18 protein-coding genes are annotated in these 20,462 nt (G+C 70.9%); 9 read left to right on the top strand and 9 right to left on the bottom strand.

The genetic code is table 11. From position 1 onward, the window contains the following. Nucleotides 1–28: 28 nt before the first annotated feature. Nucleotides 29–403, bottom strand: a complete 375-nt coding sequence (locus ACIBK5_RS25780; RefSeq protein ID WP_399022877.1) for a hypothetical protein — start codon at nt 401–403, stop codon at nt 29–31. A gap of 102 nt (nt 404–505) precedes the next feature. Here ACIBK5_RS25780 and sigJ point away from each other — a divergent pair, with 102 nt between their 5' ends. Next, entirely contained in the window at nt 506–1,423 is a 918-nt protein-coding gene (sigJ, locus tag ACIBK5_RS25785; protein ID WP_399022879.1) for an RNA polymerase sigma factor SigJ, read from the top strand. Between the two features lie 727 nt (nt 1,424–2,150). Here sigJ and ACIBK5_RS25790 read toward each other — a convergent pair. The 3 genes from ACIBK5_RS25790 to ACIBK5_RS25800 form a co-directional block, all read right to left on the bottom strand. Next, a complete protein-coding gene (locus ACIBK5_RS25790) occupies nt 2,151–2,231 on the bottom strand; it encodes a putative leader peptide (RefSeq protein WP_350839683.1) in 81 nt (26 codons plus the stop codon). Between the two features lie 46 nt (nt 2,232–2,277). Continuing rightward, nucleotides 2,278–3,177 carry a dihydrodipicolinate synthase family protein gene (locus tag ACIBK5_RS25795; protein WP_399022880.1) on the bottom strand — a complete coding sequence of 300 codons (900 nt, stop codon included), beginning with the start codon at nt 3,175–3,177 and terminating at the stop codon, nt 2,278–2,280. A 67-nt stretch (nt 3,178–3,244) separates the two neighbouring features. Then, nucleotides 3,245–3,796 (bottom strand): GNAT family N-acetyltransferase, encoded by a 552-nt coding sequence (locus ACIBK5_RS25800; protein WP_399022882.1) that lies wholly within the window; start codon nt 3,794–3,796, stop codon nt 3,245–3,247. Nucleotides 3,797–3,877: 81 nt separating this feature from the next. Between ACIBK5_RS25800 and ACIBK5_RS25805 the strand changes: the two genes are divergently transcribed. Both ACIBK5_RS25805 and ACIBK5_RS25810 read left to right on the top strand, forming a co-directional pair. After that, a complete protein-coding gene (locus tag ACIBK5_RS25805) occupies nt 3,878–4,312 on the top strand; it encodes a VOC family protein (protein ID WP_399022884.1) in 435 nt (144 codons plus the stop codon). A 225-nt stretch (nt 4,313–4,537) separates the two neighbouring features. Beyond that, entirely contained in the window at nt 4,538–5,722 is a 1,185-nt protein-coding gene (locus ACIBK5_RS25810) for a type III polyketide synthase (RefSeq protein ID WP_399022886.1), read from the top strand. Nucleotides 5,723–5,803: 81 nt separating this feature from the next. Here ACIBK5_RS25810 and ACIBK5_RS25815 read toward each other — a convergent pair whose 3' ends face one another. Then, complete coding sequence (locus ACIBK5_RS25815) at nt 5,804–7,975, bottom strand: SpoIIE family protein phosphatase (protein ID WP_399022887.1); 2,172 nt, start codon at nt 7,973–7,975, stop codon at nt 5,804–5,806. Nucleotides 7,976–8,222: 247 nt separating this feature from the next. Next, nucleotides 8,223–9,176 carry a LysR family transcriptional regulator gene (locus tag ACIBK5_RS25820; RefSeq protein WP_399022889.1) on the bottom strand — a complete coding sequence of 318 codons (954 nt, stop codon included), beginning with the start codon at nt 9,174–9,176 and terminating at the stop codon, nt 8,223–8,225. 170 nt (nt 9,177–9,346) lie between these two features. Between ACIBK5_RS25820 and ACIBK5_RS25825 the strand changes: the two genes are divergently transcribed. The 5 genes from ACIBK5_RS25825 (at nt 9,347) to ACIBK5_RS25845 (ending at nt 15,201) form a co-directional block, all read left to right on the top strand. Continuing rightward, complete coding sequence (locus tag ACIBK5_RS25825; protein WP_399022891.1) at nt 9,347–10,492, top strand: PrpF domain-containing protein; 1,146 nt, start codon at nt 9,347–9,349, stop codon at nt 10,490–10,492. A gap of 103 nt (nt 10,493–10,595) precedes the next feature. After that, nucleotides 10,596–11,849, top strand: a complete 1,254-nt coding sequence (locus ACIBK5_RS25830; protein WP_399022893.1) for an SLC13 family permease — start codon at nt 10,596–10,598, stop codon at nt 11,847–11,849. Nucleotides 11,850–11,909: 60 nt separating this feature from the next. Continuing rightward, a complete protein-coding gene (locus ACIBK5_RS25835) occupies nt 11,910–12,509 on the top strand; it encodes a TetR/AcrR family transcriptional regulator (protein ID WP_399022895.1) in 600 nt (199 codons plus the stop codon). Next, nucleotides 12,509–14,128, top strand: a complete 1,620-nt coding sequence (locus tag ACIBK5_RS25840; RefSeq protein ID WP_399022897.1) for a CocE/NonD family hydrolase — start codon at nt 12,509–12,511, stop codon at nt 14,126–14,128. The genes ACIBK5_RS25835 and ACIBK5_RS25840 overlap by 1 nt, the downstream gene beginning before the upstream one ends. Nucleotides 14,129–14,244: 116 nt before the next feature. Next, nucleotides 14,245–15,201 carry an alpha/beta hydrolase fold domain-containing protein gene (locus ACIBK5_RS25845; protein WP_399022899.1) on the top strand — a complete coding sequence of 319 codons (957 nt, stop codon included), beginning with the start codon at nt 14,245–14,247 and terminating at the stop codon, nt 15,199–15,201. 174 nt (nt 15,202–15,375) lie between these two features. Here ACIBK5_RS25845 and ACIBK5_RS25850 read toward each other — a convergent pair whose 3' ends face one another. From ACIBK5_RS25850 to ACIBK5_RS25860, 3 genes are all read right to left on the bottom strand, one after another. Further along, on the bottom strand, nt 15,376–16,557 hold the full coding sequence (locus ACIBK5_RS25850; RefSeq protein ID WP_399022900.1) for an NAD(P)/FAD-dependent oxidoreductase: 1,182 nt from the start codon (nt 16,555–16,557) through the stop codon (nt 15,376–15,378). 8 nt (nt 16,558–16,565) lie between these two features. Continuing rightward, a complete protein-coding gene (locus tag ACIBK5_RS25855; protein ID WP_399022901.1) occupies nt 16,566–17,831 on the bottom strand; it encodes a cytochrome P450 in 1,266 nt (421 codons plus the stop codon). Between the two features lie 205 nt (nt 17,832–18,036). Continuing rightward, on the bottom strand, nt 18,037–18,690 hold the full coding sequence (locus tag ACIBK5_RS25860) for a TetR family transcriptional regulator (RefSeq protein ID WP_399022903.1): 654 nt from the start codon (nt 18,688–18,690) through the stop codon (nt 18,037–18,039). 279 nt (nt 18,691–18,969) lie between these two features. Here ACIBK5_RS25860 and ACIBK5_RS25865 point away from each other — a divergent pair, with 279 nt between their 5' ends. Beyond that, the gene (locus ACIBK5_RS25865) at nt 18,970–20,451 is read left to right on the top strand and encodes an MFS transporter (protein WP_399022905.1); all 1,482 of its coding nucleotides are present in this window, start codon (nt 18,970–18,972) and stop codon (nt 20,449–20,451) included. Nucleotides 20,452–20,462: the final 11 nt, after the last annotated feature.

Here is a 20,462-nt window from a genome sequence, read left to right on the forward strand (position 1 = left end):
GTGACCGGGTGCCGCCCCGCGCCGGGTCTCAGCGCCGGGCCAACGCCAGCAGGCTCAGACCGAACATCAGGACGCCCAGAGGGAGATGGACCGACGGGACGTGCGCGATGCCGACCACGACCTGGACCGAGGCGAGTACGAGGAAGCCCGTGGCGTGCAGGACGGGCCGGGGCGAGCCGCCGCCCGGCTTCCACGCCAGCACCGCCGCGAGCACGTACAGCATCGACGCCCCGTACATCACCCGGGATCCGACGTCGTGCAGCATCGCCCCGTAGGACGAGGTCAGCAGCAGTCCGGCCGAGACCGCCTGGAGGAAGATGGTCAGGGTCTGCAGGGCGATCGCGATCCGCAGGAACGAGGAAGTGCGCCGGGCGTTCGCCGATGCCGTCACCTGAGTGGCCATGTCACAGTCCCCTTTTCCCGCCGTCGGGCGGTAGATCGATAAGGTCTCACCAGCTCGACGACGCGGGTCCGCGAAAGGTAAGGCGAGGGGGCGGCCGGGGGCATGGGGAGTGCCGGGACGAGGACGGACGGGGTAGCCGGCGAGCGACGACGACTGATCAATGTCGCTTACCGGTTGCTCGGTTCGGTGACCGAGGCGGAGGACGCCGTACAGGATGCCTACGCGCGCTGGTACGGGCTGTCCCTGAGCCGGCAGGAGGAGATCCTGTCCCCCGGCGCCTGGCTGACGACGGTGACCAGCCGCATCTGCCTGGACCTGCTCGGCTCGGCACGGGCGCGCCGTGAACGCTATGTCGGCGCGTGGCTGCCCGAGCCGCTGCCCGACCGCACCGAGTGGGACCGTGCGGGCGGCGCCGACGCCACCGGCCCCGCGGACCCCGCCGACCAGATCGTCCTGGACGAGTCGGTGGCCATGGCCTTCCTCGTCGTCCTGGAGTCGATGACGCCCGCCGAGCGGGTGGCGTTCGTCCTGCACGACGTCTTCCGCTACCCGTTCGCCGAGATCGCCGGAGTTCTCGGCCGCACCCCTGCGGCCTGCAAGCAGCTGGCCGCCTCCGCCCGCCGGCGGGTGGGTGTCACGCGCGCTCCAGCGCCGGCGACCGGCCGGGCCGACGTGGTGAGGCACGTCAAGGAGGCATGGGAGACGAAGGACATCGCGGCCCTCGTCGGACTCCTCGACCCGGCCGCCGTGATGACCGCCGACGGCGGCGGCATGGTCGGCACGGTCCTGCGCCCGGTCGAGGGCGGCGCCCGCATCGCCCAGTACATGGTCGCCATCGCCGACAAGGCTCCCGGACTCGAACTCCTGGAGCGCTCGGTCAACGGTGTGCCCGGTCTGGTGGCCCTGCACGACGGCGTCGTCATGACCGTGGCCGCGTTCGACGTCTCCGACGGACGCGTCACCCGGATCTGGGCGATCCGCAACCCGGAGAAGCTGGGGCCGTGGGCACAGGACGACTGACCGCCCCTCGCTCCCCTTGTGGTCGATGACGGTGTCAGGGACGCCGGTCCGGTCGGGACGTGCAGATCCCCGTCCCGCAGCCGGCCGGTCGCCCACACGCTGACCAGTCCGGTCAGCGCCAGACAGCCACATGCCCACCAGGGACGGCCCGAACCGGGTGCCAGCAGGGCGGTCATGATCAGCGGGGTGATGCCGGACGCGAAGATGCCGGGCACCTGGTGGACGAAGGACATGCCCGTGTACCGGACCGGGGTGGCGAAGAGGGCGGCGAACAGGGCGCCCTGCGGGCCGTAGAACCAGGCGTGCACGACCCCGAGTGTCACGATCAGCGCCGCCGCGAAGGCCCAGGTCCCGCCGGTGCCGAAGAGCCAGAACGCCGGGAGGACCGAGACGGAGAACGCGGCCATGCCGGTGAGGTAGACGCGACGGGCTCCGCGTTGGCCGACCGCCGCCCCGAACACGGGGATCAGCACGGCCATCACCAGCGCCGCCGCGGTGACCGCGAGCAGCACCGGCGTACGGTCCAGCTTCAGCGTTCCGATCGCGTAGGTGATGGCGAAGACGACCCAGGTGTTGAAGGCGGCCCCCTCGCCCACTGGGCGAGCATCCCGAAAAGGGGGATGCCCGCAGCCTTGGCCGGTGCGCATGGTGCTGTGGGGACGCGGACGCGCCAAGGCTGACGACCCGGTGGCCCTACGCCGCCGGGGAACTCATGGGCTCTTGGTCGTCAGCCGCGACAGGTCGCGCTGGACTGGCGGCACAGATCGACGTGCGGTCGTCCTACGAGGATGTCGGCGGCAGCGGTCATGCCAGGCACTGTGCGTGAGTCACCCCGCCGAGCTCAAGCAGGACCGTCACGCGCTCGGTCCCAGCGCGAGGTCCTCCAGGACGGTGACCAGTCGCTGTCGGGCGTCGGTGGGCAGGCCCCGCAGGGGCAGCGGGAGATTCGGCTCGGTCGCGAGGCCCAGCTGCGAGGCGGCCGCCGACATCACGCGCAGGCCGCCGTACCGGCGGAAGAGCTCCCAGAGGGGTTCCAGCCGCTCGGAGTGAGCCGTGGCCCCCGCCGCGTCGCCGGCCCGGGCGGCCCGGGTGAGGGCTAGGGCGGTGGCCGGGAACAGGCCGCCGGCGACCGAGTACCACGCGTCGCATCCGGCGTTCAGTCCGGCCGCCGCCGCCCAGTCGCCGCTCACACCGATGCCGACCGTGTCCGGGAGCAGCGCCCGCAGGGCCGCGACACGCTGTCGCGCGGCTGCCGGGTCCTCGGGCACCGGCGGGATCTTGACTGCGGCCACGTTCGGCAACTCGGCGATACGGCCGTGGAGTTCGTCGGTGAAGTGGACCTGGGTGGTGCCCGGGTTGTCGTACACGCACAGCGGCACCGACAGCTCACGGGTGACGCTCTCGTACAGGCCGAACACCTCGTCGTCGGTGAGGGGCTGATACGTCATCGGGGCGAGCAGGACCGCGGACACGCCCGCCTGCTGCGCGTCCTCGGCGACGCGCAGCACCTGCGAGGTGCGCAGTGCCCCGATGCCGGCCATGACCGGCACACCGTCGGCGGCCCGGACCGCGAGCCTCGCCACGCGGGCGCGCTCCTCGCGTGTGAGGTAGGCGTAGCCGCCGGTGGAGCCGAGGGCGCCGATGGAGTCGACACCCGCGGCGGCGAGGCGGGAGACGAGGGCGCTGAACGCCCGCTCGTCGATGCCCTCTTCCGTCGTGGGCGTGAGAGGGAAGGCACTGAGGCCGCGGAACATGGAAGGACTCCTCATGGGTTGCCGGGTTGCTGGTCGCCGGACACGTCGAACCGGTCGGCCGGCTCGATCAGGCGGGAACCTCGAAGACGAGTTCGAGGCCGTCTTCCTCGTCCCACTGCTCTCCGACCTCCACGAAGCCGAACCCTGCGATCGTGGCCAGGGACGCCGTGTTGTCAGGACTGATCGTCACCCGCACGATCCTGACGCCGGCTTCGGCAGCGGCCCACCGCACCAGCGCGGTCAGTATCGCCCTGGCATAGCCCTGACGACGGTGGGCGGGGACCACCGAGTAGCCGAGCTCCACCATGCCCGCCTCGTCCGGCGGGCCGTGGAACCCGGCATACCCGACGACGGTACCCTCCGGCTCGGCCACCACGATCCGCGTGAGCCACCCCGCGCAATTCGGGTCCGCGTCCAGCTGACCGACCCGATACCGCCAGACCCACTTCGCCCTGTCGGTGAGGAAGTAGTCGGGGAGCGCGACACCGGCTTCGGTACCGGCCTGAGCCAAGTCGTCCTTCAGCAAGGCGCTCATGGCCGTGCTCGACAACTCGACGAAACGCACCGACCTGGTGGTGCTCGCGGGGACTGGGGTACGGCGCTCGGCTCTGTCTGTCATAGCGCGAATCGTCATGGAGAGCCCAGGGCATGTCCAACGGATTTGGCGGTGGCCTGGCCGGCGAAGCGCTATGGTGCGCCGATGTCATCGATCAAGCAGTTCCAAGTCACCTTCGACTGCGCGGAACCCGAGCGCGTCGCTCGCTTCTGGTGCGAGGTGCTGGGGTACGTCGTACCGCCGCCCCCGGAGGGGTTCGCCACTTGGGACGAATTCAACCGTTCTCTGCCTCCCGCGGATCAGGGTGCGTGGTTCGCGTGCGTCGATCCCTCAGGGGTGGGACCGCGCCTCTACTTCCAGCGCGTTCCCGAAGGCAAGGTCGTCAAGAATCGGGTGCATCTCGACGTGCGGGCCGGCACCGGACTCGTGGGGGAAGAACGCCTGGCCACGCTTGAGGCCGAATGCGCACGACTGGTCGCTCTCGGCGCGGTACGCGTGCAGCTCCTGCTCGCCGATGAGGACAACGAGTCCTGCATCTCGATGCAGGACATCGAGGGCAACGAGTTCTGTCTCGACTGAGGGCCTTCGGGGGGCGAGCAGCGCAGTGTGCGCCATGTCACGCACGGCAAAAACGACCTAAGTTGCCCAGATCACAGCGCAAATGTCCATTTAAGTCCACTCTCGGAACGGCTACCGAAGCCCGAAGTGGAGCGCGCCGAAATGGACTTGGACACACCGCGCCCAAGTGATCCATGACACAGCGTTCATGATGCTCCGCCTCGCCCCCCGAGAAAGGTGCCCATCATGGCCGCTTACCTGTGCCCGCCCGCCGTGATCCACGGCGAGCACACCGTGAAGACCAGCCAGATCGTGGCGGAGGTGCGCGACCGGCATCCGCACGCGGCGTGGGCGCCGCGGATCGACGCCATCGCGGCCAGTACGGGCATCGAGAACCGCGGGTGGATGCTGCCGCTGGAGACCGCCGTCGCACCCGGCAAGGGGAACGCCCTGCCGGCCGCCGGCGTCGGGCCCGCCCGAGACGCCCTGGCCGGTGACGGGTTCACCGAACAGGACGTGGATCGCGTGATCGCCGCCCTCGAGGCGATACCCGCGCCGCAGAGCGTCCAGGAGCGCACCGCGCCGGCCTGGGCGGCCGTGCGGTCCGGCGGGGAGCGTGCGGCGCGCGGGGCCCTGCAGATCGCCGGGCTGGACCCCTCGGACGTCGACTGCCTGATCACCAGTAACTCCACCACCCCGGCGCTGCCGGGGCTTGACGTCGCCCTGGCCAACGATCTCCCGCTCCGCGGCGACGTGATGCTGCTCCCGGCCACGCAGTGGGCCTGCGTCGCCGGGACCCGCTCACTGGCGCTGGCGGCGGATCTCGTGGCCGCGGACCCCGACCGGGTGGTGCTGGTCGTGATATCGGAGGCGCTGAGCACGACCTACCAGCCCGCGGACGACACTCTGGAGTCCTTGATCGTCCGGTTGCTGTTCGCGGACACCGCGGTCGCCACGGTGGTCACGGGCCGCCCGAGGCCCCAGTCGGTGCTGCGACTGGACGCCGCCTGGCACCACACCCTGCCCGGCACCCAGGATCTGCACCGTCTGGAGACCCGGGAGGACGGCACCCACTTCGTGATGGACCGGCGCGGGCCGCGCGCCGTGCAGGAGACGGTCACCGCGATGTGGGAGTGGCTGCGCGTCCGCTACCAGGACGACCCCGGCTCCTGGCACCCCGACGTCCTGCTCGCGCACCCCGGCGGGACACGCGTCCTGGAGTACATGGAGCAGACGATGCCCGACGGGTGGCCGTCGGGGCTGCTGGACTACAGCCGGGACAGCTACACCAGCGGCAACCGCGGTGGCGCCGCCGTGTTCGACATCCTGCGCAGAGCGCACGACGCCGGGCAGGAACCCGGCAGTCGTGCCGTCCTGTACGCGGCGGCCCCGGGCCTCACGGCCACCGCCCTGGAAGGGGAGTGGCTGTAACCCGTACCAGCGGTCGGGCCGCCCGTACCGCCGGTGGCACCGCTCGACGAGCGCACCTCACCCGGCCCACGCCCAGCCGCGTCATCTCGCGACTGTCGCCACGGACGCCCAGACCACCTTGCCGGTGTCGGTCCACCGCACCCCCCACCGGGTGGTGAGTCCGTGCACGATGTGCAGGCCACGGCCACCGTCGTCGAGGAGCCCGCCCCGGCCGAGCCGCGGCCTGCCGTTGCCGGTGTCGCCCACCTCGCACAGCAGCCCGTGACCGGCCCTGATCAGCCGGATCGTGATGGGTCCCTCGGCGAAGCGGACCGCGTTGGCGACCAGTTCGCTGACCACCAGCAGCACGCTGTCCCGGGTGTCGGCTCTGGTGTGCCACTGCACCAGCAGCGCGGAGACCAGCACACGGGCCCGGGCGGCCGCGTCGCCGCGGGCGGGCAGGCGCCAGGTCGCGGTGTCCCCCTTGCGGTAGCCGATCATGCGGGCGAGCAGCAGGGTCACGTCGTCGCGCCGGCGCACGGGCGCCAGCTCGGAGACCACGCGCCGCGCGGCCTGCTGCAGGGCGTCCCAGGGGTGCACGGTGGACACGACGTCCGCCAGCCTGCCGATGCCCTCGTCGATCGACAGGGCGGGGTCCTCCACCAGGCCGTCGGTGTAGAGGGCGAGCAGCGAGCCCGGGGGAACGTCGAACACGTGCACGTCGAACGGCTCCCGCAGGGCGAACTCGGCGCCCAGCCCGGGGTGCGGACGTACCGCGACGGAGCCGGCGGGCCCCTCCGGGGGCACCAGGACCGGGGGGAGATGGCCGGCGCTGGACAGCGCCACCTGGTGGCTGACCGGGTCGTAGACGGCGATGCAGCAGGTCGATCCGAGGGCGCTGTATCCGGCCACCAGCCCGGACTCCGTGTCGTCCAGCAGCGTCACGGTCTCGTCCAGGTGCTCCAGCACCTCGTTGGGCGCCAGCCCCGCGGACAGCAGCGCGCGGGCCTCCATGCTCAGCTGCCCCATGGTCGCCGCCGCTCCCAGGCCGTGCCCGACGACATCACCGACCACCAGCGCGGTACGGCCGTCGGGCAGCGGAAAGCTGTTCACCCAGTCGCCGCCGACGCCCGCGCTGTCGGGGGTGGCGGGCTGGTAGACACTGGCGGTCTCGATGGTGTCGCCGCCGGACCGCGGCAGCAGTCGGCGCTGCAAGGCCAGCACCTGCGTGTGCTCGCGCTGGTGCTGACGGGCCAGGTCGACGTGATGAGAGGTCCTGGCCACCAGCTCCTGCAGGTCGAGCAGCTCGCCGTCGTGGAAGGGACGGTCCGCCCGCCGCCAGACCTCCGCCACCCCCAGAACGACGGGCGGCGCTCCGTTCAGTACCAACGGTATGTACGCCACACCCGCCGCCCGGTCGCTGGGCACCAGGGCACGGACCAGCCGCGCACTGCCGAGTGCCCGCTCGATCGCCTGCCGGTCGGGTATGACGATGGCCTGCGCGGCATCGTCACGCCGTATCGCCCGCGACAGCAAGCGGCTCGCGTCGCTGGGAAGATCGTCGCCCGGAGTCACATAGCCGTCGGGCCACGCCCGGTCCGGCACCAGGGCGGCACGCCGCAGCCGGATACGCCGCTGCGGCTGCTCGGTGACCACTTCGCCCGTCCACACGGCGAGGTCGAGGTCGATGGCGGCCACGTCTCCCCAGGCCAGCAGTGACTCCGCCAGGGACTGTGCGGTCTCGCCGATGTCCAACGAGGTGCCGATCGCGGTCTCGGCCGCGTACAGGTGCAGCCTCCTGGCCATGGCGATCAGGGAGACGGTCAGGCCCTCCTGAGGCGCCGCGGCGGGCAGGATGCTCATCGACACCACCAGCTCCGACCCGTCGCCGCGCCGCAGGCGCTGGACCCGTGCGACGTGCGGCTCACCGGTCTCGAGGACCTGCCGCAACCGCCGGGTGACCGTCGGTACGTCCCAGGGAGGCAGGAGGTCGACGAAAGAGCTCCCGGTCACGGCCTCCACCCCCGCGAAAACGGGGGCGCCCAGATTGCAGCGGGTGATTCTCAGCTCCCGGTCCAGATTGACCGCGCCGAGGATCTGCTCCTGACGGCCGGGGGCTGGATGGGCGGGTACGCGTCGGCGAGCGGCACTGTCGCCCTGCGGGTCGGCAGCACCGGCGGCCGCTGCCGCCCCGCCCCGTGGGATGTACTGCCCCAAGGCGCCGCTGACCATGTCGAACGGCGACGCGGACGAGGGGGAGGGGGTGGAGTCCATGCGGCTCTCTCAGCTCGCTCGCCAACCCCGGCACAGCGCCGGGGCCGTGCCAGAACCCGGGCGACAGGGCCCCGAGATTCCTGACCGCACACCTCATTCAATAACACCCGGGGCCGCTTCGCCCACACCAGCGGCTCGCACGACGCGCGGGGACAGCGAGGGACGGCGACGCCAGGTCGGCTCGATCAGAGAACGGCAACCCGGCATCGGGCGGCGGACGAGATCACCCCGGGCCGACGCCGCGTCGTCACCCGCGCCGGACCGCGCCGAGCTGGGCCCGGTTGAGGCCGGGGGCGGTGAACCGCTGCGCGACCGCGCGCAGCACACGGGCCATCGCCTGTGCGGGCGGGGTGGCCGGGCGTGCCGCGGCGCGGGCGAGGAGGATGCGGCGGGTGGGGGCCGGTACGTCGGAGGCGAAGGGCAGGAGGCGTACGTCGCTGCGTCGGCTGGTGAGGGCCAGGCGGGGGGCGAGGGCGATGCCGAGCCCGGCGGCGACCATGGCCTGCGCCTCCTGGTAGTCGTGCGAGGAGTAGGCGATGTGCGGCTCGAATCCCGCCTGCCGACAGCTTCGGCGCAGGACATCGGCGACGGGGTGGTTGTCGGCGCGGATGATCCACTCCTGATCGGCGAGGTCGCCCAGGCGCACGGAGGGATGCGTGCGCAGGGGTGAGTCGGCGGGGACGACCAGCACCGTGGGGTCGTCCAGGAGGTGGGTGAGGGAGAGCGCCGGATCGTCGAGGCGGTTCCATTCGTAGTCCCAGAGCAGCCCTTGCTCCACCTCCCCGGTGTGCAGCATCTCCCGGAGCTCCGCGAGGACCCCGGCGCGTACCTCGATGCGGATGCCCGCGTGGCTGCGCCGGAAGCGGGTGAGCGCGAGCGGCAGCAGGGACGCGCTGGCTGTGGGGAAGGACCCGAGCCGCAGTGTGCCCTGGTCGAGGGCCGTGAAGGAATCCAGGTCGGCCTGCGCGGCACGCAGTTCGCGGCGGATCACCTGACCGCGTCCGGCCAGCGCGGCACCCGCCGGGGTGGGGCGGATACCGCGCGGGAGCCGCTCGATCAGGGGCTGTCCGGCCTCCTGCTCCAGCAGGGACATCTGCTGGGAGGCGGCGGACGTGGTCATGCCCAGGGCCTCCGCCGCGGCGGTGAGCGAACCGCGTTCGGTGGCCTCGGTGAGCAGCAGCAGTCGGCGCACGTTCAGCATGCCTCCGACTTTAGCTGAGCTAAACCCATGTGAAGCGAACTGCGATTGTTCCGAAGTCACGCCTCTGCGAAGGTCTCCGCAATCGCCGAGCGGTTCACCGGCGCGCAACGCGCCCTTAACCACCGTCTCGGCCCTTCCCTCCCCTTCGTTGATCAAGGAAGAGTCCAGACGTGCACACTCCCGCGACCCTGGTGCGTGGCGGCACCAGCAAGTGCTGGCTGTTCAACCAGGTCGACGTCCCCACCGGCCGTGGCGAACTGGAGAAGCTGCTGGTCTCCGCGTACGGCGCCACCGATCCCGGGGAACTGGACGGCGTGGGCGGGGCGACCCCCACCACCTCGAAGGCGGCGGTGGTCAGCGCCTCCCCCGAGCCCGGCGTGGACGTGGACTATCTCTTCGCCCAGGTAGGCATCGGCACGGGCTCCGTCGAGTGGACGAGCAACTGCGGCAACTGCGCCACGGGGGTCGCTCTGTACGCGGTCGCGAAGGGCATGGTGGCGATCGCCGGTGACCGGACTCGTGTGGTGATGCGCAACACCAACACCGGCGCGGTCCTCGAAGGGCTCGTGGACACCACCGGCGGCGTCGTTCACCACTTCGGCCGCCAGACCGTGCCCGGCACCCGCGCCGGCGGGGTCGCCGTCGGCCTCACCTTCCGCGATCCGGCCGGCGGCACCACCGGTTTACTGCTCCCCACCGGGCGGGCCGCGCAGGACCTGCGGGTCGCCGCCGCCGAACCGGTACGGGTGAGCATGGTGGACGCCGGGGCCCCCGTCGTCCTCGTCGACGCCCTCGGTTCCGGCCGCACCGGCGCCGAGCCCCTGGAACGGATCAGCACGGACGTGCCCTGGCTGCGCGGCGTGCGTCATACCGCCGCACCGCTGATGGGGCTGCTCGAGCCGGGCGAGGAACCGGGCGACGCGGTGCCCAAGGTGGGCCTGGTGGGCCCGCCGGTGCCGTACACCACCACCCTCGGGGAGCGGATCGGGGCGGAGGACTACGACATCTCGGTGCGCATGCTCAGCATGAACGCCCCGCACCCCGCGATCGGCCTGACCTCCGCCGTCGCCGTCGCGGCGGCCGGGCTCGTCGAGGGCTCCGTGGTCTGCCGGACGGCGGGCGGCCCGACCGAGGAATGGCTGCGTCTCGGCACACCCGCCGGCATCGTCGCGGTCCGCTGCACCGACGTACGGGACGGCCTGCCGCGGCGGGTCACCGTGCAACGCGCGGCCCGGCTGCTCGCCGACGCGCGCATCTACGTCCCGGAAACAGGACGCGTCCACGTCCCGGAAACCGGCCACACGCAAGCCGCCTGAACCGGGACGGACATCACCTCGGTCGGCCGGTCCCCCAGCCGTCCGCACCGGGATACCCTCGCGCCCTCGGGGCGCGCCCCTCCCCATTGCACCAAGGACAAAGATGTCTGCTGAAGTGATCTCCATAGGCGCGCTGCTGGTGATGTTCGTGGTCGGCACGGTGCTGCCGATCAATCTGGGCATCCTCGCCTTCGTCGCCACCTTCGCCGTCGGCACCGCCTCGCTCGGCCTCACCGAGGACGAGATCTTCGAGGGGTTCCCGGCGAAGCTCTTCGTCACCATCGTCGGGGTCACCTACCTGTTCTCCGTCGCCCGCCGCAACGGCACCATCGACTGGCTCGTCGCGGCCGGGGTACGGCTGGTGCGCGGCAAGGTCGCGCTCATCCCCTGGGTGTTGTTCCTGGTGGCCGCCCTGCTGACGGCGTTCGGCACCTTCACTCCCGCCGCGGTCGCGATCCTCGCACCGATCGGCATGAACTTCGCCTACCGCTACAAGCTCAACCCGCTGGTGGTCGGCATGATGGTGATCAGCGGCGGACACGCGGGCGCGTTCTCCCCGCTCGCCGTGTCCGGTGCGCTGGTGCTCGGCCTGGTCGACAAGACGGAACTGCACGTCTCCGCGGTGACGCTGTTCAGCGCCAGCTTCGTGATCAACCTGGTGCTCTCGGCACTCACTTACGTACTGCTCGCCAAGCGGCCCGTCCCGCTGGCCGAGGGTTGCGAACAGGCCGCCGAGGACGAGGACCTCGCCGTGTCCGGCAGGCCCGACTGGCGCCAGTGGCTCACCCTCGCCTGCCTCGTCGCCCTCGTGGTCGGCGCGCTCGGCTTCCACCTGGAGATCGGCTTCCTGGCCCTGGCGGCCGGTGCCCTGCTCGCCCTGGTGGACATGAAGCGACAGGAGAAGGCCGTGGACGGCGTCAGCTGGTCCACCCTGCTGCTGGTCGCGGGCATGATGACCTACATCGCCATGCTGGAGAAGGCCGGCATCATCGAGAACATCTCCGAACACGCCGCGAATCTCGGCGCCCCGATCGCCGTCGCCCTGCTGCTGTGCTTCACCGTGGCCATCACCTCGGCCTTCGCCTCCTCCACCGCGATCCTCACCGCGATCATCCCGATCGCCGTACCACTGCTGCTCTCCAGCCACCTCAGCGCCGCCGGGCTGATCGCCGCACTCGCCGTCTCCACGACGATCGTGGACACCTCACCCTTCTCCACCAACGGCGCACTGGTCCTCAGCAACGCCCGCGGGGTGGACCCCCGCCGCTTCTACCGCCAGGTCATCGGATACACCGGCGGCATCGTCGCCCTCGGACCCATCGTCGCCTGGGGCGCGCTGGTCCTGCCCTGGTCATAGTGAATGAGTCCATTGATTTAACAGTTGCCAATTTTTTGACACCTGTCTAGTCTCTGAGTCATGCAGGATCGACAAGCCCGCCGCGTGCTCCGCTCCCGCGCCGCCCTGATGGAAGCCGCCGTCCGCCTGGTCTCCGAGCGCGGCACCACCGCCCTCCCCGTCATCGACCTCTCCGAGGCCGCCGACGTCAGCAGGCAGCTGGTGTACATCCAGTTCGGGGACCGCGACACGCTTCTCGTGGCGGCCGCGACCGACCTGGTCGAGCGGGAGCTCATCGCCGCCGCGGCGGGGACCGACAGCACCTCGCCCCACGAGCGCCTGCTGGCCATGACGCGGCACTTCGCCCGGCACCGGCCCTTCTACCGCGCGATGCTCACCGGGTCCTGCGCCTTCCCCATGACCCGAGCGCTGAACAGGCTGTTCGGCTCGCTGATCACCACGGCGGGCCTGCGGGAACAGTTCGGCGACCTCGACGAGGCCACGGCCGAGGACCTGAAGGCCCTGGTCACCGGTGGGACCGGCGCGATCGTCAACGACTGGGTGATCGACGCGGAGGACCCCCTGGTCCCCCAGGAGCTGGCGGACCGCCTGCTCCGCGTCACCTCGGCGCTCACCCACAACCGCCCCACGCCCGCTCCCGCACCAGGAGGGCACCCCTGATGAACCTCGGTAGCCATATCGTCCAGCGCACCCTGCGCCTTCCTCCGCCCGTCACCAGGAACCTCACCATCGAGCGCGACCTGCGTGTGCCGATGCGCGACGGAGCCGTCCTGCTGGCCGACCGCTGGATCCCGAAGTCCGGCGGCGACGGCCTGCCGACCGCACTCGTCCGCATCCCCTACGGCAGGGCCGGCCTGGTCGGCGGCCAGATGGCCAGGCCGTTGGCGGAGCGCGGCTTCCAGGTCCTCGTCCAGAGCACCCGCGGCACCTTCGGCTCCGACGGCCCCTTCGACCCGCTCCGACGCGAGCGGGAGGACGGTCTCGACACCCTCGACTGGGTGATCGAACAGCCGTGGTTCGGCGACTCGATGATCCTCTACGGACCCAGCTACCTCGGTTTCGTGCAGTGGGCCGTCGCCGACGCCGCACCACCCCAGGTCAAGGCCATGATCCCGGTCGTCTCGGAGTCGGCCCTCACGCTGGAGTTCCTCCGCGCGGACGGCTTCTCCCTGGAGACGCCGTTCGGCTGGGCCGTCCAGGTCGCGGGGCAGGAACGGAAGTTCGCGATGCCCCGCGCGATGCTGGGCGCGAAGAAGGTCCGGCGCGCCCTGCACACCCTGCCCCTGAACCAGGCCGACACCGCCGCCATGGGACACCGCTACGACTACGTCCAGAACATCCTCGAACACGACGACACCACGCCGTTCTGGAAGGACCTCGACCATCGCCACCGGGTCGCCGGCATCGACCTGCCAGTGAGCAGCGTCGGCGGCTGGTACGACATCTTCCTGCCCGGCCAGCTCCGCGACTACCGTGTCCTCCAGGAGACCGGCCGCACTCCCCTGCGCCTCACCGTCGGTCCGTGGGGGCACACCTCGATGGGTGTGGGCCCCGCGGCCTTCGGCGAGGCTCTCGACTTCGGGCTCGCCCTGTGCCGAGGCGAACAGCCCGCGGAGCGTGCGCCGGTGCGTCTGTTCGTCATGGGCCAGGAGAAGTGGCGCGACTTCCCCTCCTGGCCACCCCCGGGATACGAACCCCGGCGCCTCCATCTCCAGCCGGACGGCGGCCTCTCCCCCGGCACACCACCCGCCGACTCACCCGCCGACACCTATCGCTACGACCCCGCCGACCCCACCCCCGCCGTCGGCGGCGTCCGCATGGCTTTCGGCGTCAAGACCGGCCGCGTCGACAACACGGCCCTCGAAGCCCGCCCCGACGTCCTGACCTACACAACTCCCGTACTGGACGAGGACGTCGAGGTCATCGGCGAGGTCAGTGCGGAGATCTTCTTCCGCTCCAGCCTCTCCCACGCCGACGTCTTCGTCCGCCTCTGCGACGTCGACGAGGCGGGCCGCTCCACCAACATCTGCGACGGCCTCACGAGCCTCACCGAAGCCGACCACACCACCCGCGCCGACGTCCAACTGTGGCCCACCGCCTACCGTTTCAAGCGCGGCCACCGCATCCGCGTTCAGATATCCAGCGGTGCCTTCCCCCGCTACAACCGCAACCCGGGCACCGGCGAACCCCGCACCACCGCCACCACCCTCCGAGCGGCAGACCAGCACATCCTCCACGACCCCACACACCCCTCCGCCATCATCTTGCCGATCGGGTAGGGACCGCAGGGCTTCCCCCAACAGAAATCTATTGCTGCAAAAAATTAGACGCTACAGTGACGTCACGCTTGGGACCGCCACGGAGCCGCCCCTCACCACCACGACAGGGAGACCCGATGCCCAGCAAGGCGCACCAATGGTTGACCGACCGGCTACTGGCAGGGCGTGGTCAACCTCCCCTGACGCTCGCCGAGGAGCGCGCGAACGCGGTGGCCAACGCGGCCGTGACACCAGTACCGGCGGGCATCACCGAGTCGGCGTTCCCCGGCCATGAGGGAGCCCTCCTCTTCGAACCGGCGGAGCCTCGTGAGGACGTGGTCCTGTTCCACATCCACGGCGGCGGATTCCGCAGCGGCTGCGCGGCGGGTACCCGGTCCATCGCGGGACCGCTGGCCCTGCGCACGCGCGCACGGGCGGTGGCCCCCGAGTACCGGCTCGCGCCGGAGCACCCCTTCCCCGCCGGGCTGGACGACTGCGCCGAGGCCTACGCGGCCGTCCGTGCCGCGTATCCCGACGCTCGGATTGTCGTCGCCGGCGACTCCGCGGGAGCCGGCCTGGCTGCCGCGCTCCTGCTTCGCCTGCGTGACGCGGGTGACCCGTCACCGCTCGCCGGAGTGCTGTACTCCGGGGTCTTCGACCTGCGACCGGAGAACTACCTCTCCGGGAGCTGGGCCGAATGTGCCGGCACCGACGCGATCCTGCGAACGGGGCGCGGGCCGATGATGGCCCGGGAGTACCTGGCGGACCACAGCCCGGAGGACCCCCAGGCGTCCCCCGCTCTCGCCGATCTCACCGGCCTGCCTCCGCTCTTCGTCCTCGTCTCCGGTTCGGAGCTGCTGCGGGACGACTCGTTCGGCCTGGCCCGGCGCGCGGGCGGTTGCGGAGTGGAGACGGTCCTGGAGATCTGGCCGGCGATGCACCACGCCTGGCCCGTCTGCGGGGCCATCCTCCCCGAGGCTCTGGAAGCCTTCGACCGGGTCGCCGCCTTCGTGGAGCGCGTCGCGGCCGGGCGTGTGGTGAACGGGCCAGGACTGGCCGACGACCCCGGGATCCTCGCCCAGTTGCCGTCCTGAGCAGTGGCGGCTTCGGCGCGGATCAGCTCGGCGTAGCGTCCTCGGTGGTCGCGGCCGGTACCTCGCCGACGACCTCCTCCGTGGAGGGTGAGACGGCCTCCAGCACCGCGGTGCCCGCCGGCTTGGCCCAGACACCGCCGATGTAGAACTCGCGCCGTTACATCGAGTTGTCCGTCATGGCTGCTGCCTTCCGGAGTACGGAGCGCGGTCGACGACGAGCTGTCGAAGCCCCCGCAGTTCACGGTGGCTGTTCCAGCCGAGGACTCCGACGACCGTGCCCTCGTGGCCGTAGGCGGCGACGAACTTGCGGTCGTCCAGGCTGCCGTGGACCACCGTGATGTCCGCGCCGTCGGGGAAGATGCCGTAGGCCTGGATACGTGCGTCGTACTGGTCGCTCCAGAAGTACGGGACGGGAGCGAACGGGCGTTCCTCGCCGAGGAGGTTGGCGGCCACGGTCATGCCCTGCTCGGTGGCGTTGAGCCGGTGCTCGATGCGCATCCGCCGGCCGAAGTGCGGGTTGTCCCAGCACGCGACGTCACCCGCGGCGTACACGCCTGGGGCGGCCCGGCAGTGGGCGTCGCACTCCACGCCGTTGCCCAGCGGCAGGCCCGAGCCGGTCAGCCAGTCCGTCGCGGGTGTGGACCCGACGGCGACCACGACCGCGTCCGCGTCGAGCTTGGTGCCGTCGGCCAGTTCGACGGCGACCACGCGTCCGGCAACCTCGGCGAACTGCGAGACTCCGACTCCGAGGTGCACGGCGACTCCGTGGTCGCCGTGCAGTTGCCCTACGAGCTTCCCGATCTGTTCGCCCACCTGGCGGATCATGGGCACCGGAAGCGGGTCGACGAGGCTGACGTCGAGTCCCATGGTGCGGGCCACCGCGGCCACTTCGGCCCCGAGGAACCCGGCGCCGACCACGACGACCTTCGGCCCGCCCAGCAGGTGGGTGCGCAGCGTGAGGGCGTCGTCGAGGGTGCGCAGGACGTGCACGCCCGCGAGCTCGTCCCCGGGCAGTCGGCGCGGGGTGACGCCGGTGGCGATGACGAGGGCGTCGAAGCCGACCGGATCGTCGCCGTCCAGCAGGACCCGGCGTCCGGCCAGGTCAAGACCGGTCGCCCGGCGGCCCAGGCGGAGGTTCGCGCCGAGCTTGGCGATGGCCTCCTCATCGCGCAGGCGTACCCGCTCCGGTTCCCAGGCGCCGGACAGGATCTGCTTCGACAGCGGCGGCCGGTCGTAGGGGGCTTGCGGTTCGTCTCCGACCAGGGTCAGCGCCCCGTCGTATCCCTTGTTGCGCAGGGCCTCGGCCGTGGCCAGTCCGGCAGCCGAGGCACCCACGATCACGACATCACTGGTCATCGGGTTCCTCACCAGGTCACAGGGAGTTCGTAGGCCCCGTAGACGAAGCCGTCGTGCTTGAACGGGATCTTCTCCGGGACCGTGGCGAGCGCCAGGGTGGGGATCCTCCGCAGGAGGGTGGGGTAGACGACCTGGAGCTCCATGCGGGCCAGTGGCTGTCCCAGGCACTGGTGGATGCCGTATCCGAAGGTCACGTGGCGGCGGGCGTCACGTGTGATGTCGAGGCGGTCGGGGTCGGGGAAGACCGACGGGTCCCGGTTGGCGGTCTCGTTGACCGGGATGATGCCTTCGCCGGCGCGGATGACGTGGCCGGCGATCTCGATGTCCTCCAGGGCCACGCGCCGCAGTCCGCCGTGGGTGATGGTGATCCAGCGCAGCAGTTCGTCGACCGCGGAGGCGATCAGCTTCGGGTCGTCGGTGTCGCGCAGGAGGGCCAGCTGGTCGGGGTGCTGAAGCAGGGCGAGGGTGCCGAGAGTGATCATGTTCGCGGTGGTCTCATGGCCCGCGAACAGCATCAGCACCCCCATCTCGGTGGCCTCTTCGCGAGTCAGTTCGCCGGCCCTGACGCGCTCGGCGAGTCCGGAGAGCAGGTCCTCCGCGGGGTGGGTGAGCTTCTCGCCCAGCAGCCCGTCCAGGTAGGTGAGCAGCTCCTGCCGGGCCGTCAGCCGGTCTTCACCGGGGGTGTCGCGGTTGATGATGGCCTTGCTGTTGCGCTGGAAGAAGTCGTGGTCGTCGTAGGGCACACCGAGCAGTTCGGAGATCACCAGCGACGGCACCGGCAGCGCGAACGCCTCGACGAGGTCGGCCGGTTTCGGCCCGTCGAGCATCTTGTCGATCAGGTCGTCCACGACCCGCTGGGTGGGTCGGCGGATGGCCTCGATCCGTTTGATGGTGAAGGCGGAGGTGGCCATGCGCCGCAGTCGGCTGTGCTCGGGGTCGTCCATCATGATGAAGCTCATGCCGACCGAACTCTTGCCCTGCTTCCGCAGGGTGTCGACCATCGCCCTCTCTCCGGGGGAGAGCTTCGGAGCCCCGGGATGCATGGGATCCACGCTGACCCGCTGGTCGGAGAGCACCGCCCGGTGCTCCTCCCAGCCGGTCACCAGCCACGCGAGGGTGCCGTCCCAGAGCTGGACCCGCACCAGCGGGCCCTCCTTCTGACGTGCCGTCATCGCGGGTGCCGGGTCGAGCGGACACCGCACGGACCGGGCGATGTCGTATTCCGGAGCGTCCGCGGGGGGCCCGCCGGTCGGCTGGTCTACTGCGCTGGTCACTGCATGCTCCTCGCTGGTGGGGGGTCTGCCGGCCGGAAGTCGTCGAATCAGCTACCGCGCAGGGCCTCTGGCCTGCCGGTCTCCTGCGACGCGACGCCTTCCGTAGACCCAAGCAACCATCCGGGAACAACTTAAGTCAATTCATTGATTTAATTTTCGGTCACGACCGGCCGGGCACACAGCAGCGTGCCGGGCGGGCCGGGCGTCAGCCCTCGCGCGTGACCGGCGCCTGCCACAGCGCGACGATCGCGTCGATCAGACCGTTCGCCGTCTCACGCCAACTGGCGCGCGCGGTCGGCGTGTTGTCGTCCAGAGCACGCTCCCGTTCGGCCACCATCTGCGTGATCAGGTGGCGGGTCATGGCCGAGCGCTCGGCGTGCACCTCCGCGGGCAGGTCGGGAAGGCAGCGGTTGAGGCCGTCCTGGAGCTTCTCCATCGACGGCGAGCCGGCCGCGAACTCCTCACTGGTGACCGCCCGGAGCGCGGGGTCGGCCGTCACCTGGGCGATGAACCGGCCGTACCAGCTGGAGGCCCCCAGGGCCTCCACATGTCCGGTGACAGGACGCACCGCGCAGGCCACCCAGTCCCGCAGGTCGGCGGAGTCACCGATGTCGGCCAACATGCGCACCCGGCCGGCCTCTATACCTTCGGCGTGCCGACGGGCGATGGCACGCACCAGGTCGATCTTGGTGCCGAAGTGATAGCTGACCGCGGCGTTGTTGCCCTGCCCGGCGGCCAGACTGATCTGACGGTTGGCGACCGCGTGCACCCCGTGCTCGGCGAACAGCCGCTCCGCCGCGTCCAGGAGCGCCTCGCGCGTCGCACTGACCTGCTCGTCCCGCCTCGTCCTGCCGGCCATCCTCACCACCACTTCGGGACATCAGACCAATCCTCGACAGCCCGTCCCCCAGGCCATCGCGGATCCTCGTCCGGGTCGGCGAGGTCAAACGACGAAAGCGTACGCAATCACCTGGCCTGTCCAGGCCATCCTCCTCCACAGCCCCTCCATCCGGCGTTCCCGCTGGATTCGGCCGACCCGACTTGAACCGGATCCATCCCCGGAGTACATTTTAAATCAACCCGTTGATTTAAGCCTGGCGGGTTCCCGTATATCTGCCTGCTCAGACGGAGATCAGTCATGTCCGACAAAACCACCCCACCCGCGACCACTGCGGCGTCAGCGCCCCCGAAGAACCCGAACGTGATCGTGGCGGTGCTGGCCTTTGCCGGGATCGTGGTCTCGCTGATGCAGACCCTGGTCATCCCGATCGTGCCGGAGCTGCCCAGGCTGCTGAACGCACCGGCTTCGGACACGGCCTGGGCCGTCACCGCGACCCTGCTCGCCGCGGCCGTCGCCACCCCCATCGCCGGACGCCTCGGCGACATGTACGGCAAGCGCCGCATGCTCCTGACCAGCCTCGCCGCGCTGACGATCGGCTCGGTGGCGGTCGCCCTCAGCGACTCCCTCACCCCGATGATCATCGGCCGGGTGTTGCAGGGCCTGTCGGCGGGTGTCATCCCGCTCGGCCTGAGCATCATGCGCGACGAGATGCCCGCCGAGCGGCTCGCCTCGTCGACCGCCCTGATGAGTGCCTCCCTCGGCATCGGCGCCGCCCTCGGTCTGCCCATCGCCGCCTTCGTCGCCGACAACTTCGACTGGCACATCCTCTTCTGGGCCTCCGCCGCACTGGGCGCCGTCGCCTTCGTCACCATGCTCCTGCTCGTGCCCGAGTCGAAGGTCCGCAGCGGCGGTCGCTTCGACCTGATCGGCGGACTCGGACTGGCCGGCGGCCTGGTCTGCCTGCTCCTGGCCATCTCCAAGGGCGGCGACTGGGGCTGGGCCGACGGCACCACCCTCGGCCTCTTCGCCGCCGCCGTGGTCGTCTTCCTCTCCTGGGGCTTCTTCGAACTGCGCACCGCCCAGCCGCTCGTCGACCTGCGCACCACCGCCCGCCCCCAGGTCCTCTTCACCAACCTCGCCGGCCTGGCCTTCGGCTTCTCCCTCTTCGCGATGCAGCTGATCGTCCCGCAGCTCCTCCAGCTGCCCGAGCAGACCGGCTACGGCCTCGGGGAGGACCTGCTGACGGTCGGCCTGGTCCTCGCGCCGCAGGGCCTGATCGTGATGGTCGCCGCTCCCCTGTCGTCGAAGATCTCCCAGGCGAAGGGCCCCAAGCTCACGCTGATGATCGGCGCGCTCATCGTCGCCGCCGGCTACGCCCTGAACATCGTGATGATGAGCGAGATCTGGCAGCTGGTCCTGGTCTCCTGCATCATCGGCACCGGCATCGGCTTCGCCTACGGCGCCCTGCCCATGCTCATCATGGGTGCGGTCCCGGTCTCCGAGACCGGCGCGGCCAACGCCTTCAACACGCTGATGCGCTCCATCGGCACCTCCATCGCCAGCGCCGCCTCCGGCGTGATCCTCGCCCAGATGACCACGGACTTCGCCGGTCACGCGCTGCCCTCCGAGGACAGCTTCAAGGTGATCATGGCGATCGGGTGTGGCGCCGCCCTCGTCGCGCTGCTGCTGTCCTCCTTCCTCCCCCGGCACCGTGCCGTCGCCGCCGCGCACGGGGTCCCCGCCGCGGCGGCGGCCGAGACGCCCGCACACCAGGCGTAAGGACCGTCGTT

Source organism: Streptomyces sp. NPDC050546, from assembly GCF_044457425.1.
Lineage (GTDB): Bacteria > Actinomycetota > Actinomycetes > Streptomycetales > Streptomycetaceae > Streptomyces.